Here is a 13,624-nt window from a genome sequence, read left to right on the forward strand (position 1 = left end):
TGAAAGAATATCCAATATTATGCGATAAGATAGAATGTTACAAAAAAGAAAGGGGATGCAATCCGATGAAGAAAGACAGATTAATTGTATTGACAGATGCTGTTCTAGCAATTATTATGACCATCTTGGTTTTAGAGTTAGAAAAACCAACAACACCAAGTCTTGAAGCTTTTTGGGATTTACGGCAAAATTTCTTTGCTTGTTTTCTTTCCTTTTTCTGGTTGGGATCGTTATGGATGGCACTAAACACATTATGGGAAAAGGTTGAGAAAATTTCCTCAGAAATTATTTGGTGGAATTTGTTTCTACTCTTGGAGCGGCAGGAGTTCTCTTTGGAGAATTTCATGCCATCCAAGATACCAGTCTGAATGATGTGGTGGACCGGATCTATATAAATGTCAAGGATTTACCGTTTCAGTCCTTGGGAGCTTTAGCTAATATCCTGTCTGATATTAAGAAGGGACTGATTCAAGACAGTCATATCTGGTCTTTCTTCCAGTCATTTTTCAAACAATATCAGTTGATAATCAGCTTAAATCAGATCTATCAGTTTGTCTATCTTTCTCTGATGGAGATCATGTCCTATCTTCACTTTGATTATTGGAAAAAAACGGCTCGGTCAGGAGCTAGTATGAATAAGGAGAACAAATGAAACGTTTAAAAATGTTATGGCATATTATGCAGGTTACGGGTTTTACTCGGTTTGCTCTGAGTTTTGTGACCTTTGTTTTTGGGTCAGGAGGCGTGCTTTTCCTAGTTGAACCTGCTATCACAAATTACGGAGACGGTCTTTGGTATGCTTTTGTGACTTCGACGACTGTCGGCTACGGGGATCTCCTAGCTGTGACCTTGATTGGAAGGATTACCAGTGTCTTCTTGACGATTTATGGGCTCATATTTTTTGGCTGTTTATCAGCTGTTATTTTTAATTATTATACCAATTTAAATAAGGAAAGAGGAGAGGACAAATGACTGCCAATTATTCAACACGGGAATACCGTGAGAAATTATACGATGACCTTCATGTTCGATTGAGAGATACAGCGATTTTGATGTGTGCAATTTTTATTGCCTCTATCGGACTAAATATGAATTCAACAGCTGTCATTATAGGAGCCATGTTGATTTCACCTCTCATGACACCGATTGTTGGACTGGGATTCGGTTTAGCTATTTTTGATACGCGTTTAATCAAGCAATCTCTAGAGGTTTTATTGACTCAAGTGTTGGTCAGTTTGCTTGTCTCGACTCTGTATTTCTGGATTTCTCCCTTGTCTTATGCAAGTAGCGAGTTGATTGCACGAACCTCTCCAACCATTTGGGATGTCCTCATTGCTATTGCTGGTGGGATTGCTGGTGTGATCGGTTCAAGGAAAAAAGAAGCAAACAATATCGTGCCAGGAGTAGCCATTGCTACAGCTCTGATGCCGCCTATCTGTACTGCTGGCTATGGTTTAGCTAATGGGAATGTACGATTTTTATTGGGGGCTCTCTATCTTTTCTTGATCAACTGTGTCTTTATCATGCTAGCCAACATTGTTGGAACAAGAATTTTGATGAGAAAATCTCCTTTAACTTCATTTAAAGAGCTGAGCATTAAAATGAGAATTGGCTTGATATCTTTGATTGTATTGTTGATTCTTCCAGCTAGCTATTCGGCAGTTACTCTGACAATAGAACAAGCGCGCAAAGAAGGGATCAAACAGTTTGTAGGAAAAGAGTTCGCCAATTATACGGTTATTAATCAAGTCTACAAGTCAAGTAACAATGAATTGGTCTTGACGGTTGTTGGAGATCCGATTTCAGAAGAAGAATTAGAAACACTCCACCAAAAACAAGCCTCTTACGGTATTCAATCTGTTCAATTGAAAGTGAATCAAGTTCAGAACTCGCCAACATTAGATAGTGAAGCGACCAAGGAATTTTATGAAAACATTGACAAGTATATTGATCAAAAACTCTCTGAAAAAGATTCACAAAACGATCTCGTAAAAGAAAATGAAGCAGACAAGGATTGAGGACAATGAACTGAATCGGTTTTTACGCCGTGTTTTTCTTGTATCTTCCTCTTTCTTACTTATAGCAGGTTGTTTTTGCTTGAATAAGAAATAAATTAGAAGTTCTATCATCTAAGAAAAATGATGAACAAAAAATCATTTAACTAATGGTGTGAACGTTTAGTGTTTATCAGCTCCATTCTCTGTAATTTTGGGGGTAAAATCCACACCATTCGGATAAAATTAGTTGAATTTGATTGGAAAAAAGCTTTTATAAAAGCGGAGAAAAGTCTTGATATTACGCTGTTTTTAGTCCAACTGAAATTCATACTTTCCAAACCAGGCTTGAAAAAGGCCCGTAAAGCATCACAATTTAGTAAACGTTAATTCGTTACTGGACAGCAGAATACAAACGAAAACACTTTGCATCTTGCAAGGTGTTTTTTTCTATGAGAACTGGCGGTGCGCAATTAGGATAGCTCTAGCGACTTTAGTCGCATAGAGATATGCTATGCACAGTTGCCTCAAGAAAACAATGCTTCTTGGTCCACCCTGTTAGACAAGCTTCAAAACCAAGGAATCCAACAGATTTCTCTTGTAGTTACAGATGGCTTTAAGGGGCTTGAGCAGATTATCAGTCAGGCTCACCCATTAGCTAAACAACAATGTTGCTTAATTCATATTAGTCGAAATCTAGCTAGTAAAGTGAAACGAGCAGATAGAGCGGTTATTCTGGGGCAATTTATAATGATTTATCGTGCTGAAAATTTAGAAATGGCAGGACAAGCTTTAGAGGACTTTCTCGCCGAATGGAAACCAAAGTATAGGAAAGTCATGGAAAGTCTGGAGAAGACGGATAATCTTTTAACTTTTTATCAGTTTCCCTACCAGATTTGGCACAGCATGTATTCGACAAACCTCATTGAGTCTCTTAACAAAGAAATCAAACATCAAACGAAAAAGAAGGTTCTTTTTCCTAATGAGGAGGCTCTGGAACGTTACTTAGTTACGTTGTTTGAAGATTATAATTTCAAGCAAAGTCAACGAATCCATAAAGGGTTTGGTCAATGTTCTGATACACTTGAAAGCTTATTTAATTAACACTCCGTAACTCTACTTAAGTGTTTACACATAATTATTGACAGTATCAAAAAATAAAGTATATTGTTTTCATCATAATATAATTAAATATCAGTATAGAGAATTTTATCTATATATCAGATATCAGCAATTGCTTTTGCTGTCATTTTTCGCTACAATAGTTACAAGGAGGAAATAAACATGTTAAAAGAAGTATTAAACGTCGTAAAAGTTGCGAAAAAATCATCTCTCTTCTTAGGAGGGGTAGCATTTGGGACGCTTGGCTTGAAAGTCTTAGCAAGTAAAGAAGCTAAGAAAGGCTATTCTAAGGCCTTGGCTAAAGCTTACAAATTGAAAGATGGACTGGATGCATCTGTTTCTGTTGTAAAACAACACGGTGATGATGTTTTACAAGACGCTAAATATTTATACGAACAGGAAAAGAAAGAAGAACAATTAGATAGCCTGACAGGTGAATAATATGTCTTTTAAAGTGCTACACAGAGGATATCAACATATCCGATTATCGTCCTCGTTTTCACTGACCTTGGATATTCAAGATTATCTTCGTTCCTTGGCTAAAGATGAAAAAGGGATCGACTCTATTCAGTTTTATATGGATCAGCAGCACTTTACTCTACGTATGAAAGAAGGCTTCTCTGTATTAGAAAATGCAGAGGCCTTTTTAAAAAAAATTGACAAGGGGAAAGTTTCGGACTTGATGACTCTTCCCATTCGTAGAGAAGAGAGTGCTTATTCAATTGTATCGGGTGCAGCGATTAAGCGTTTGCTGTTTCGAAGTTTTGTACCCTACCCTATTCGTTATATTTGGACTTGTTATCAGGCTTTGGGTTATGTCAAAGAAGCCTATCAAACTTTAGCGCGCAAGGAACTAACCATGGAGGTCTTGGACTGTTCGGCCATTTTGTTGTCCTTGTTTATGAACCAATCCAAGACAGCTAGCAACATCATGTTTATGCTTGATTTGGGTAATCATCTGGATCAGTGGTCTTTAAAAAAAACAGCAACAGATTTGGAACAAAGCCTTCTTGCTAAAGAAAGTGATGTTTTCTTAGTGCGGGGAGACATGGTCATCAGCATCAAGAGTTCTGATGTTCAAGTAGGTGATGTATTAGTTGTCTCCCAAGGTAATGAAATCTTGTTTGACGGCCAAGTGGTTTCAGGATTAGGCATGGTCAATGAGAGTTCCTTGACTGGAGAGAGCTTCCCTGTTGAAAAGAAAGAGGGAGATTCTGTATGTGCGAATACTGTTTTGGAAACAGGAGAGTTAAGAATTCGTGTGACTGATAATCAGATAAACAGTCGTATTTTGCAACTCATCAATCTGATGAAAAAATCTGAAGAGAGTAAGAAGACAAAACAACGTCATTTTATTAGGATGGCAGACAAGGTTGTAAAATATAACTTCTTAGGTGCTGGTTTGACTTATCTGTTAACAGGTTCGTTTTCAAAAGCCATTTCCTTTTTATTGGTGGATTTTTCATGTGCTCTAAAAATATCCACACCTGTAGCCTACCTTACGGCCATAAAGGAAGGTCTAAATCGAGAAATGGTTATTAAAGATGGTGATGTATTAGAAAAATATCTGGAAGTGGATACTTTCTTGTTTGATAAAACGGGTACCATCACGACGAGTTATCCTTTGGTTGAAAAGGTTCTTCCTTTCGGAGATTATACTGAGAAAGATATTTTAAGAATAAGTGCATGTTTGGAGGAACATATCTATCATCCTATTGCCAATGCAATTGTTAAACAAGCTGAAATTGAAGGCATTGAACACGAAGAAATGCATGGCAAGCTTCAGTATGTTGCAAGCAAAGGGATTAAATCGCAAATTGATGGTCAATCGGTTGTCATTGGAAATTATGTACTAATGCAAGACGAACAGGTAAGAATTAGTTCTGAGCAGCTGGCCTTGATTGAGCAATATAAGACTCATTACAATTTATTGTTTTTGGCTTATAAGAAAGAATTAATTGGGATGTTTTGTATCCACACTCCCTTGAGAAGCGAGGCGAAAGTTGCATTGAAAAAGCTAAAGCGCCAAGGGAAAAAACTGATTCTGGCAACTGGTGATACGTTGGCTAGAACAGAAGAGTTGGTTAAAGATCTGCCATTTGACAACGTTTATACTGATTTAAAACCAGATGGTAAGTTTCAGTTGGTTCAGGAATTACAGAAAGCTGGCCGAACTATTTTGATGGTTGGAGACGGGTTAAACGACTCTGCTGCCTTGACGCTTGCAGATATTGGGGTTGTGATGAATGAAAGTGCTGATATTTCTAAGCAGATGAGTGATATTTTATTATTAGATAATCGTTTAGATTTCTTCGAGGAATTGAATTCTTTATCTGAATCGTTGCAGAAATTAATTCAAAGAAATATTCAAGAAACAGTTGTAATAAATGGAAGTTTAATTGGATTTGGGTTGTTAAATTGGTTAAGCCCATCTAATCTTTCGATATTGCACAATCTGACTACTTTAAGAATCGTCCTTCGTAGTCTTTCTATTAAAAGTAGGTAAGAGACCGAGAAGCTGAGGTTATAAAAACTAAAAGGAGTTGTCTCATTTGAGAATAACGGTTCTTTGTCAACTGTAGTGGGTTGGTGGAAAATTATACCCTGGAGAGGACCAAATTGGTTCTCTCCTTTTAAATATTGAAAAAACCATTGGCAGTGGACATACTTTAAGACTATATATTTCTGAAACTAGTTTCACAATACAAATATTGACATGCAATTATTAATTGGTGGATTTTAAGTTGACATCTACAAAGGTTAATGTTAGAATACATTCAAAAATATATTTGAATGAGGTGTTTTATGATTCAAAATATTGTTACTTCAATAATCCTGTATTCTGGGACAGCCGTAGACTTACTTATTATCCTAATGTTATTTTTTGCCAAAAGAAAAAGCAGAAAGGACATCATTAACATCTATTTAGGACAATTTCTAGGCTCTGTTAGTCTAATATTCCTAAGTTTGCTTTTTGCATTTGTCTTAAATTATATTCCTAGTAAAGAGATTTTAGGTTTACTCGGTTTGATTCCAATTTTCCTAGGCCTCAAAGTTTTGCTTTTAGGAGATTCTGATGGAGAAGCTATTGCAAAAGATGGTTTGCGAAAAGACAATAAAAACCTGATTTTTCTAGTCGCTATGATTACTTTTGCAAGTTGTGGCGCTGACAATATTGGTGTCTTTGTCCCATATTTTACCACCTTAAATTTAGCGAATTTGATAGTGACTTTACTTACTTTTCTAGTCATGATTTATCTCTTGGTTTTTTCTGCCCAAAAATTAGCACAAGTCCCTTCTGTTGGAGAAACTTTGGAAAAATATAGCAGATGGTTTATTGCCGTTGTCTATTTAGGATTGGGGATGTATATCCTGATTGAAAACAACAGCTTTGACATGCTATGGGCTGTGTTAGGCTAGGAGAAAAAATTATGAAAAAAGATAGTATCTGTCAAGTGGATGTTATAAATCAACAAAATGTTACAACCGCAACGAACTACCTTGAAAAGGAAAAAGTCCAAAAATCACTTCGCATTTTATCAAAATTTACCGATAATAAACAGATAAATATCATCTTTTATCTCCTTGCCGTCGAAGAACTCTGTGTCTGCGATATAGCCTGTTTATTAAATCTCAGTATGGCATCTGCCTCCCACCATCTTCGTAAACTAGCCAATCAAAACATCTTGGACACTAGAAGAGAGGGGAAAATTATATATTATTTTATAAAGGATGAGGAAATCAAAGACTTTTTTAATCAACTAGGATAACAACTATTTTTACTACTTTACCATGATTATAGGGAGATTATATATGAAATTTTTTGATGAAAATTACTCACAAGAAATACCTACTCGTATCAAATGTTTAAGAAAAAAGTATAATTTAAAGCAAAGCGACCTAGGTAATGCAGGTCAAGTTAGCCAAGTTGAAAAGGAAGAAATCTGAAAGAAAATGTATCTTTGATAGTAGTCATTTATTGTGAAATATGATATATTTATTGATTAGATGGATGAATATTTCTAAAGTTAAATAAAATATGACCGATACATGCTTTTTGGTCTATCTTGTTTGTACTCAAAGTATTCAATGAATATCCAATATTTAAAATTAATAAATATTATACAATGAGATAGAATGCTACAAAATGAAAGGCGATGTAATCCGATGAAGAAAGATAGATTAATTGCATTGACAGATGCTGTTCTAGCAATTATTATGACCATTTTGATTTTAGAGTTAGAAAAACCAACGACACCAAGTCTTCAAGCTTTTTGGGATTTACGGCAAAATTTCTTTGCTTATTTTCTTTCCTTTTTCTGGTTGGGATCGTTATGGATGGCACTAAATACATTGTGGGAAAAGGTTGAGAAAATTTCTCAACAAATTGTTTGGTGGAATTTGTTTCTTTTATTTTTTGTTTCATTTATGCCCTATGCTACTGGAATAGTTAGTAGTCATTTCATGAATCATACGGCACAGCTCTTTTATGGACTGATCGTTATTGTTTCAACGGTAGCAAACTGGTTTTTACATAAAGTAATTGATAAACCCAATATAGATCAGAAAGAATTACTTGAAGCTACCGCACAATATAGAAAGTTATTGATACCTGACCTAATAATTAAAGGAGTGGGATTGATTCTATCCTTAATTCTCTATCCTCCGATTATGATGTATAGTGTTTTAATTGCGGCATTTTACATCATAACTTTAAAAACACTATCTGAAAAAAGAGTGAATAACTAGAAAACGGTGACCAAAGTTAGGTGTATTATTTTAATGCTTACAGACCTAAACTATTCCCCTATTTATAATTTATTGATTCATATTTTATGAAATTAAAAAGTAGATATCGTTCTGAAAATCCTTGATATTACGCTGTTTTTAGTCCAACGGAAACCCATACTTTCCAAACCAGGCTTGAAAAGTCTCGTAAAGCATCACAGTTCTCAAAACATTAAGAAATGGCTACAATACAGCATTTACAACACTTCATGGTTCACACCATGGGGTGTTTTTTGACGTTTTTTAACAAAATTCACACCACTTTTCACACCAAATTCAGGCTCTTTTCTACCATTTGTTAAGTCTATCAAGGCTTTAAGTAAAAAAAGAGTTAAGACAGTAGCTATTCTGAGGTTACTGTCTTATTTTTAACACTTTTTGATCCATAAAAGGGAATGCTAAAAAACACCTCATCTGGCATTTTTGTCAACTGTAGTGGGTTACCAAAAAGTCATACTCTGGAGAGGACAAGATTTGTTCTCTCCTTATAAACAATCGCTTCATTTTGAAAATCAGGAAAGCCTTGTTTACGGATCTAGTAAAGCAAATAATAGCCAAGAAGGCAATGCAATGTTTGGTAGCTTCTTCTTAATCGGTATCTTCCTATCCATTATCTTTATGGTCGGTACTGTATTAGTCATCTACTACAAACAAATCTCTGAAAGATATGAAGATCGCGAACGCTTTGTAATTTTGCAAAAGGTTGGTTTGGATCAAAAGCAGATCAAGCAAACTATTAACAAGCAAATCTTGACCGTTTTCTTTCTTCCTGCAATCTTTGCCTTCCTCCATCTGGCCTTTGCTTATCATATGTTGAGCTTGATTCTAAAGGTCATTGGAGTAGTCGATGCGACCATGATGTTGACGATAACCTTATCAATCTGTGGAATCTTTGCACTCATCTATGTTTTAATCTTTATGATTACTTCAAGAAGTTATCGTAAGATTGTTCAAATGTAAAAAATAATAATGCAATAGAGCGCCTAGAATATAAACATATAAAAATAAAGGAGATAATATGAAATCTGAAAGTTATTTTGACGGAGGAATCCTAGATTATATTGGATACTCTGTCTTAGTAGCCATAATTTGCGGGCTTACCTTGGGGATCGCAACACCTTGGGCGGTTTGCATGATGCAAAATTGGAAAACCAAACACACAGTAGTGGATGGGCAACGTCTATACTTTGACGGGAATGGAGCACAACTGTTCGGTAACTGGATCAAGTAGTTTCTTCTAACCATCATCATGTTTGGAATCTATGGCTTCTGGTTGAACATAAAAATGGAGCAATGGATTGTCAAACACACTCATCATGTTTAAAGATTAAAACGGCATCTTCTTTCAGAGGAGATAACGTTTTTTCATCTTCGGATAAGGAAACAAAAATTACTTCCTTTCTCTATCTTTTAGATTAATTGATTTCTTCAGAGAAAGACTGTAAAATTTTTGATATAATGTTAAGGATGGATTGATGGATATTTAAAGGATAATTTTCAAAAGAATGACAGGTGAGCATTAAAAATATGTAAGATTGGACAGAAGTCTCTCTACCATCATCCAGGCAGAAAAAATTATATGAAATAAAAGGAGTAACCAATGACCAGAAACTATTCAACACGGGAATACCGTGAAAAATTATACGATGATCTTCATGTTAGATCGAGAGATATAGCGATTTTGATGTGTGCAATTTTTATTGCCTCTATCGGACTAAATATGAATTCAACAGCTGTTATTATAGGGGCCATGTTAATTTCACCTCTCATGACACCGATTGTTGGACTAGGATTAGGTTTAGCTATTTTTGACACTCGTTTAGTTAAGCAAGCTCTAGGGGTTTTACTTACTCAAGTATTGGTCAGTTTACTTGTATCGACTCTGTATTTCTGGATTACTCCCTTATCTTATGCAAGTAGCGAGTTGATTGCACGAACTTCTCCAACGATTTGGGATGTCCTCATTGCTATTGCCGGTGGGATTGCTGGTGTGATCGGTTCAAGGAAAAAAGAAGCAAACAATATTGTGCCAGGAGTAGCCATTGCTACAGCTCTGATGCCACCTATCTGCACTGCCGGCTATGGTTTAGCTAATGGAAATGTACGATTTTTATTTGGGGCTCTCTATCTTTTCTTGATTAACTGTGTCTTTATCATGCTAATCAACATTGTTGGAACAAGAATTATGATGAGAAAATCTCCCTTAAGTTCATTTAAAGAGCTAAATATTAAAATGAGAATTGGGTTGATCTCCTTGATTGTATTATTGGTTGTTCCAGCCGGTTATTCGGCGGTTACTCTGACTATAGAACAAGCGCGAAAAGAAGGTGTCAAACAGTTTGTAGGAAAAGAGTTTGCCAATTATACGGTCATCAATCAAGTCTACAAGTCAAGGGACAATGAATTGGTCTTGACAATTGTTGGTGACCCGATTTCAGAAGAAGAATTAGAAATAATTCACCAAAAACAAGCCTCTTACGGTATTCAATCTGTTCAATTGAAAGTCAATCAAGTCCATAATTCGACAAAATTAGATAGTGAAGCGACCAAGGAATTTTATGAAACCATTGACAAGTATATCGATCAAAAACTCTCTGAAAAGGATTCGCAAAAAGATCTCGTAAAAGAAAATGAAGCAGACAAGGATTGAGGACGATGAACTGAATAGGTTTTTATGCCGTGTTTTTCTTGTTTGTTATTCTTTCTTACCTATAACAAAATAAAATTGATGAATACGAGGTTTTTCTTTAGATGAAAGAAAGTACATAGAAGAAAGGGATAGTGTAAATGAGTAAAGTATTTTACTGCAAATTCAATTTATAAAAACAACCAGAAAGAAAATATTAATTTTGCGGTTTTCTTTCTGGTTGTTTTCTGATAACGGAGGTTTGCTCAAATGCTATAAGAAATAAATTAGGAGATCTATCATCTAAAAAATGTATGTAACAAAAAATAATTTAACTAATGGTGTGAACTTTTTGGTAAAATCTAGCTCAATTCGTGTATTTTTAGGGTAAAATTCACACCATTCAACTGAAATTTATTCAAATTAGATGAAATTCTGTTTTCTGTAAATGTGGGAAAACATTGATTTTAAGCGGATATTGAAACTTATTCAAATAAAAGTGTTTCCAACCAGGTCTTAAGAAAGCTCGTAAAGCTAGCCAGTTCTCAAAACGTTAATCAATACGATTATATCAACGTTTCAAAGCACCTCATGGGTGCTTTTTTCGTGTTTTTTTGAAAAGTTTACCTCAAAGTTTACCTTATTTTCACCTTAATCTTGAATATTATTTTGTTAATGGTCTTTTGTGTTATAATGTAAAAACGATATGACAAACAAAAGTATTTGTTTAAATTCTATAAATGTTATTTTGCGTAAAGATAAGAAAATTTGAATGTAGATAATGGTGGGAGATGGTTGGAAATGATAAGTTTAGAGTTGCTGTCTGAAGAAAATAGTATAGATGTATATGCTTTTGAAAAAGAAAATCGGGAATATTTTGAGCGGAATTTACCTCCCAGACCAGCTAACTATTTTGATTCAGAAGGTTTTAAAGAAATTACAAGGGAATTGTTAACGGAACAAGAAAATCATGATGTCTACATGCATCTTATTAGAGATTCGCAAGGCAGGATGGTCGGAAGAATCAATTTAAGTGTTTTAGGGAGCGATAGAAAAACAGCAGAACTTGGATATAGGATTGGAGAAAATGTTACTAATTTAGGCTATGCAAGCGAAGCGGTTAAGCTCGTTTTAGAAAAAGCCTTTATTACTTATGGTTTCAATAGAATCATTGCAGGAACAGCAACGGATAATCTGGCCTCCCAGAGAGTGCTTTTAAAAAATGGTTTCATCTTTAGTAGAATGATAGAAAATGACTTACACATTCATAATGAGTGGGTTCATACAGCAGTATTTGAGATAACGAATCGATAACATCATCATTCCCGGTTTACTGACAGGATAGATGGAGTTATCAACCTTTGCAGACATTCAAGAATTTTCATCAACTGTTTGATTAGCGAATCAGCTGTAATTACATATGCTTTTGTTACCTGTTTATCACTATGAGTTAAGGCTCCAGAAACAGGCTGTAGTGAAACTCCAGCTTGTTTTGTTAACCTGGCTCCTGTGTATCTTAGTTTGACATTCATGAGATAGTTTTATTCTCTTCTGAAAAATCAATGCCTTAGCAATATAGAAAAACACCCTTATCCATAGTTTTACTAAAAGCATTGGATAAGAGTGTTTTTTATAAGAACGACAGATGATGATTATTCTTCGTCTTTTTTGATAATGTTTTTAACGCCTTCGATAGCACCTTCAACAGCGCCTTTTGCGTCTTCAGCAACTTCTTTCGCTTTTGAAGCTAGTTTTTCAGCAGTGCCTTCTGCTTGAGTTTTTGTATCGCCAGTAAGTTTTCCCAATCCTTCTTTGAGAGAACCTTTAGCTTGGTTGAATTTTTCTTCGATTGACATGGAAATTTCCTCCCTTTATTAAATGTATTATCTAAGTTGGATGCGGTTTGATACTCATTCAAGCGAGATAATACATACAAGTATAGACTCTTTACTAAGAAAAAGCAAATAACTGCTACGAAATGACAAATAATTTTTAATAAGTCACGACATTAATTTCGCCTTTGTCATATTCTGCAATGAAGATATCGGAGACATTTTCAAAGCCTTCTTTTTGTAATTCGGTCATCAACCATTCTTCTGACTTGCCGATAGTTTCTAAGATTTCAAGTTGGACAACTCCATCGGTAATGATTGGATATTTCGGATTTTCGTCGCCAATTCTTACGATAATCAATTGGCCATTTTGCTCGATGACAGCTCTTTTGACTTCTTTCAGTTGGAAGACTCCTTGAGAGCGTAATTTCAAAGCGATATCTGATGCGGATAGTCCTTTTGAACGGCAGGCTTCAGGATCCAGTTTACCGTTTTTGATGATAATAGTTGGCTTCCCGTCAATCAGATGTTTGATATAGGAAACATTGGTGTTTAGCCATTTTAAGAGCAAGATCAGAATGGTCCAGATGATTAGGATGACTGCATATTGAAGGATAGTAATGGAGCTATTGTAGATGACCCCGCCGATAATGCCACCGAGAACAAAGTTTTGTACTTGGTCTGTTGCGGAGCTTGGAGCTAAATTTCCCTTACCTGTCACATTGATGACAAAAACGAGGGAAACAAGTCCCAAAGCTAACTTAATTGCAATTGTAATAAAAAAACTCATTATTTTTCAACCTCCACAAGTTCAACGTCTGATTTGTACAGTTCCATTTTTTCTAATAAATAGCTATCTTGGTCGGTTCCGCTAATAGCACGGTAGAATTGTTTGCCAACCTTGATGATTGCGCCATCTGTCGTAGCTGAAGTATTGACGTAGACCTCTTCCTTCTCAACGCCTAATTCTTTTGAGACAACCTCAATAAAATGCAAGGAGCTACGGAATTGATTGTCATTTGACTGATTGTTTTGGAAATTCGTAATGCTAATCAGAACAAAGGCTACTAAGGTCAAAATAGAAATAATGGACAGTTCACGGAATTTACTTCCTCGTTTATCTTTATAGGCCTTAAAGGCGAAAAATCCCGTCACCAAAACCAAGCAGGCGGATACAATCACCATCACCCAATTCTGCTGGCTAATCTGACTCAGTACATAGTCATATGAATAGAATTTCATAAGATTCCTCACTTTTTTTG

15 protein-coding genes and 3 pseudogenes are annotated in these 13,624 nt (G+C 35.4%); 15 read left to right on the top strand and 3 right to left on the bottom strand.

The genetic code is table 11. The features are described 5' to 3' along the window. The first annotated feature begins 65 nt into the window (after positions 1–65). The 15 genes and pseudogenes from ACWPVL_RS09285 (at position 66) to ACWPVL_RS09355 (ending at position 11,844) form a co-directional block, all read left to right on the top strand. Positions 66–368 carry a TMEM175 family protein gene (locus tag ACWPVL_RS09285; protein ID WP_006151097.1) on the top strand — a complete coding sequence of 101 codons (303 nt, stop codon included), beginning with the start codon at positions 66–68 and terminating at the stop codon, positions 366–368. After that, entirely contained in the window at positions 293–652 is a 360-nt protein-coding gene (locus ACWPVL_RS09290; RefSeq protein WP_000397555.1) for a hypothetical protein, read from the top strand. Before ACWPVL_RS09285 ends, ACWPVL_RS09290 begins: the two co-directional genes overlap by 76 nt. After that, positions 649–972 carry a potassium channel family protein gene (locus ACWPVL_RS09295; protein ID WP_000825751.1) on the top strand — a complete coding sequence of 108 codons (324 nt, stop codon included), beginning with the start codon at positions 649–651 and terminating at the stop codon, positions 970–972. Before ACWPVL_RS09290 ends, ACWPVL_RS09295 begins: the two co-directional genes overlap by 4 nt. Then, positions 969–2,018: a DUF389 domain-containing protein gene (locus ACWPVL_RS09300; RefSeq protein ID WP_000126416.1), complete on the top strand. Its 1,050-nt coding sequence runs from the start codon at positions 969–971 to the stop codon at positions 2,016–2,018. Before ACWPVL_RS09295 ends, ACWPVL_RS09300 begins: the two co-directional genes overlap by 4 nt. 489 nt (positions 2,019–2,507) lie before the next feature. After that, a pseudogene (locus tag ACWPVL_RS09305) lies at positions 2,508–3,098 on the top strand (IS256 family transposase); the annotation flags it as partial. A gap of 180 nt (positions 3,099–3,278) precedes the next feature. Next, positions 3,279–3,557 (top strand): DUF6110 family protein, encoded by a 279-nt coding sequence (locus ACWPVL_RS09310; protein ID WP_002902306.1) that lies wholly within the window; start codon positions 3,279–3,281, stop codon positions 3,555–3,557. Position 3,558: 1 nt separating this feature from the next. Further along, the gene (locus tag ACWPVL_RS09315; protein ID WP_002893754.1) at positions 3,559–5,622 is read left to right on the top strand and encodes a heavy metal translocating P-type ATPase; all 2,064 of its coding nucleotides are present in this window, start codon (positions 3,559–3,561) and stop codon (positions 5,620–5,622) included. 299 nt (positions 5,623–5,921) lie between these two features. Beyond that, on the top strand, positions 5,922–6,536 hold the full coding sequence (locus ACWPVL_RS09320) for a CadD family cadmium resistance transporter (RefSeq protein WP_002911684.1): 615 nt from the start codon (positions 5,922–5,924) through the stop codon (positions 6,534–6,536). A gap of 11 nt (positions 6,537–6,547) precedes the next feature. Further along, positions 6,548–6,886, top strand: coding sequence for a Cd(II)/Zn(II)-sensing metalloregulatory transcriptional regulator CadX (gene cadX / locus ACWPVL_RS09325; protein ID WP_002889640.1), 339 nt, complete (start codon positions 6,548–6,550; stop codon positions 6,884–6,886). A 43-nt stretch (positions 6,887–6,929) separates the two neighbouring features. Next, the gene (locus tag ACWPVL_RS09330; protein WP_000667627.1) at positions 6,930–7,064 is read left to right on the top strand and encodes a hypothetical protein; all 135 of its coding nucleotides are present in this window, start codon (positions 6,930–6,932) and stop codon (positions 7,062–7,064) included. Positions 7,065–7,283: 219 nt separating this feature from the next. Beyond that, positions 7,284–7,865: a TMEM175 family protein gene (locus ACWPVL_RS09335; RefSeq protein WP_014633791.1), complete on the top strand. Its 582-nt coding sequence runs from the start codon at positions 7,284–7,286 to the stop codon at positions 7,863–7,865. 558 nt (positions 7,866–8,423) lie between these two features. Further along, positions 8,424–8,864: pseudogene (locus tag ACWPVL_RS09340) on the top strand (FtsX-like permease family protein); the annotation flags it as partial. Between the two features lie 58 nt (positions 8,865–8,922). After that, positions 8,923–9,228: pseudogene (locus ACWPVL_RS09345) on the top strand (DUF898 family protein). Between the two features lie 276 nt (positions 9,229–9,504). Beyond that, complete coding sequence (locus ACWPVL_RS09350) at positions 9,505–10,554, top strand: DUF389 domain-containing protein (RefSeq protein ID WP_454388479.1); 1,050 nt, start codon at positions 9,505–9,507, stop codon at positions 10,552–10,554. A 777-nt stretch (positions 10,555–11,331) separates the two neighbouring features. Beyond that, the gene (locus ACWPVL_RS09355; RefSeq protein ID WP_454388481.1) at positions 11,332–11,844 is read left to right on the top strand and encodes a GNAT family N-acetyltransferase; all 513 of its coding nucleotides are present in this window, start codon (positions 11,332–11,334) and stop codon (positions 11,842–11,844) included. A gap of 338 nt (positions 11,845–12,182) precedes the next feature. On the opposite strand, the gene ACWPVL_RS09360 is transcribed toward ACWPVL_RS09355, so the two are convergent. The 3 genes from ACWPVL_RS09360 to ACWPVL_RS09370 all read right to left on the bottom strand — a co-directional run bounded on the left by ACWPVL_RS09360 (position 12,183) and on the right by ACWPVL_RS09370 (position 13,604). After that, a complete protein-coding gene (locus tag ACWPVL_RS09360; protein WP_148877744.1) occupies positions 12,183–12,386 on the bottom strand; it encodes a CsbD family protein in 204 nt (67 codons plus the stop codon). 136 nt (positions 12,387–12,522) lie between these two features. Next, the gene (locus tag ACWPVL_RS09365) at positions 12,523–13,152 is read right to left on the bottom strand and encodes a DUF421 domain-containing protein (protein WP_454388483.1); all 630 of its coding nucleotides are present in this window, start codon (positions 13,150–13,152) and stop codon (positions 12,523–12,525) included. After that, a complete protein-coding gene (locus ACWPVL_RS09370; RefSeq protein ID WP_061910633.1) occupies positions 13,152–13,604 on the bottom strand; it encodes a DUF3290 family protein in 453 nt (150 codons plus the stop codon). The genes ACWPVL_RS09365 and ACWPVL_RS09370 overlap by 1 nt, the downstream gene beginning before the upstream one ends. Positions 13,605–13,624 lie beyond the last annotated feature (20 nt).

The organism is Streptococcus sp. Marseille-Q8145 (assembly GCF_965112035.1).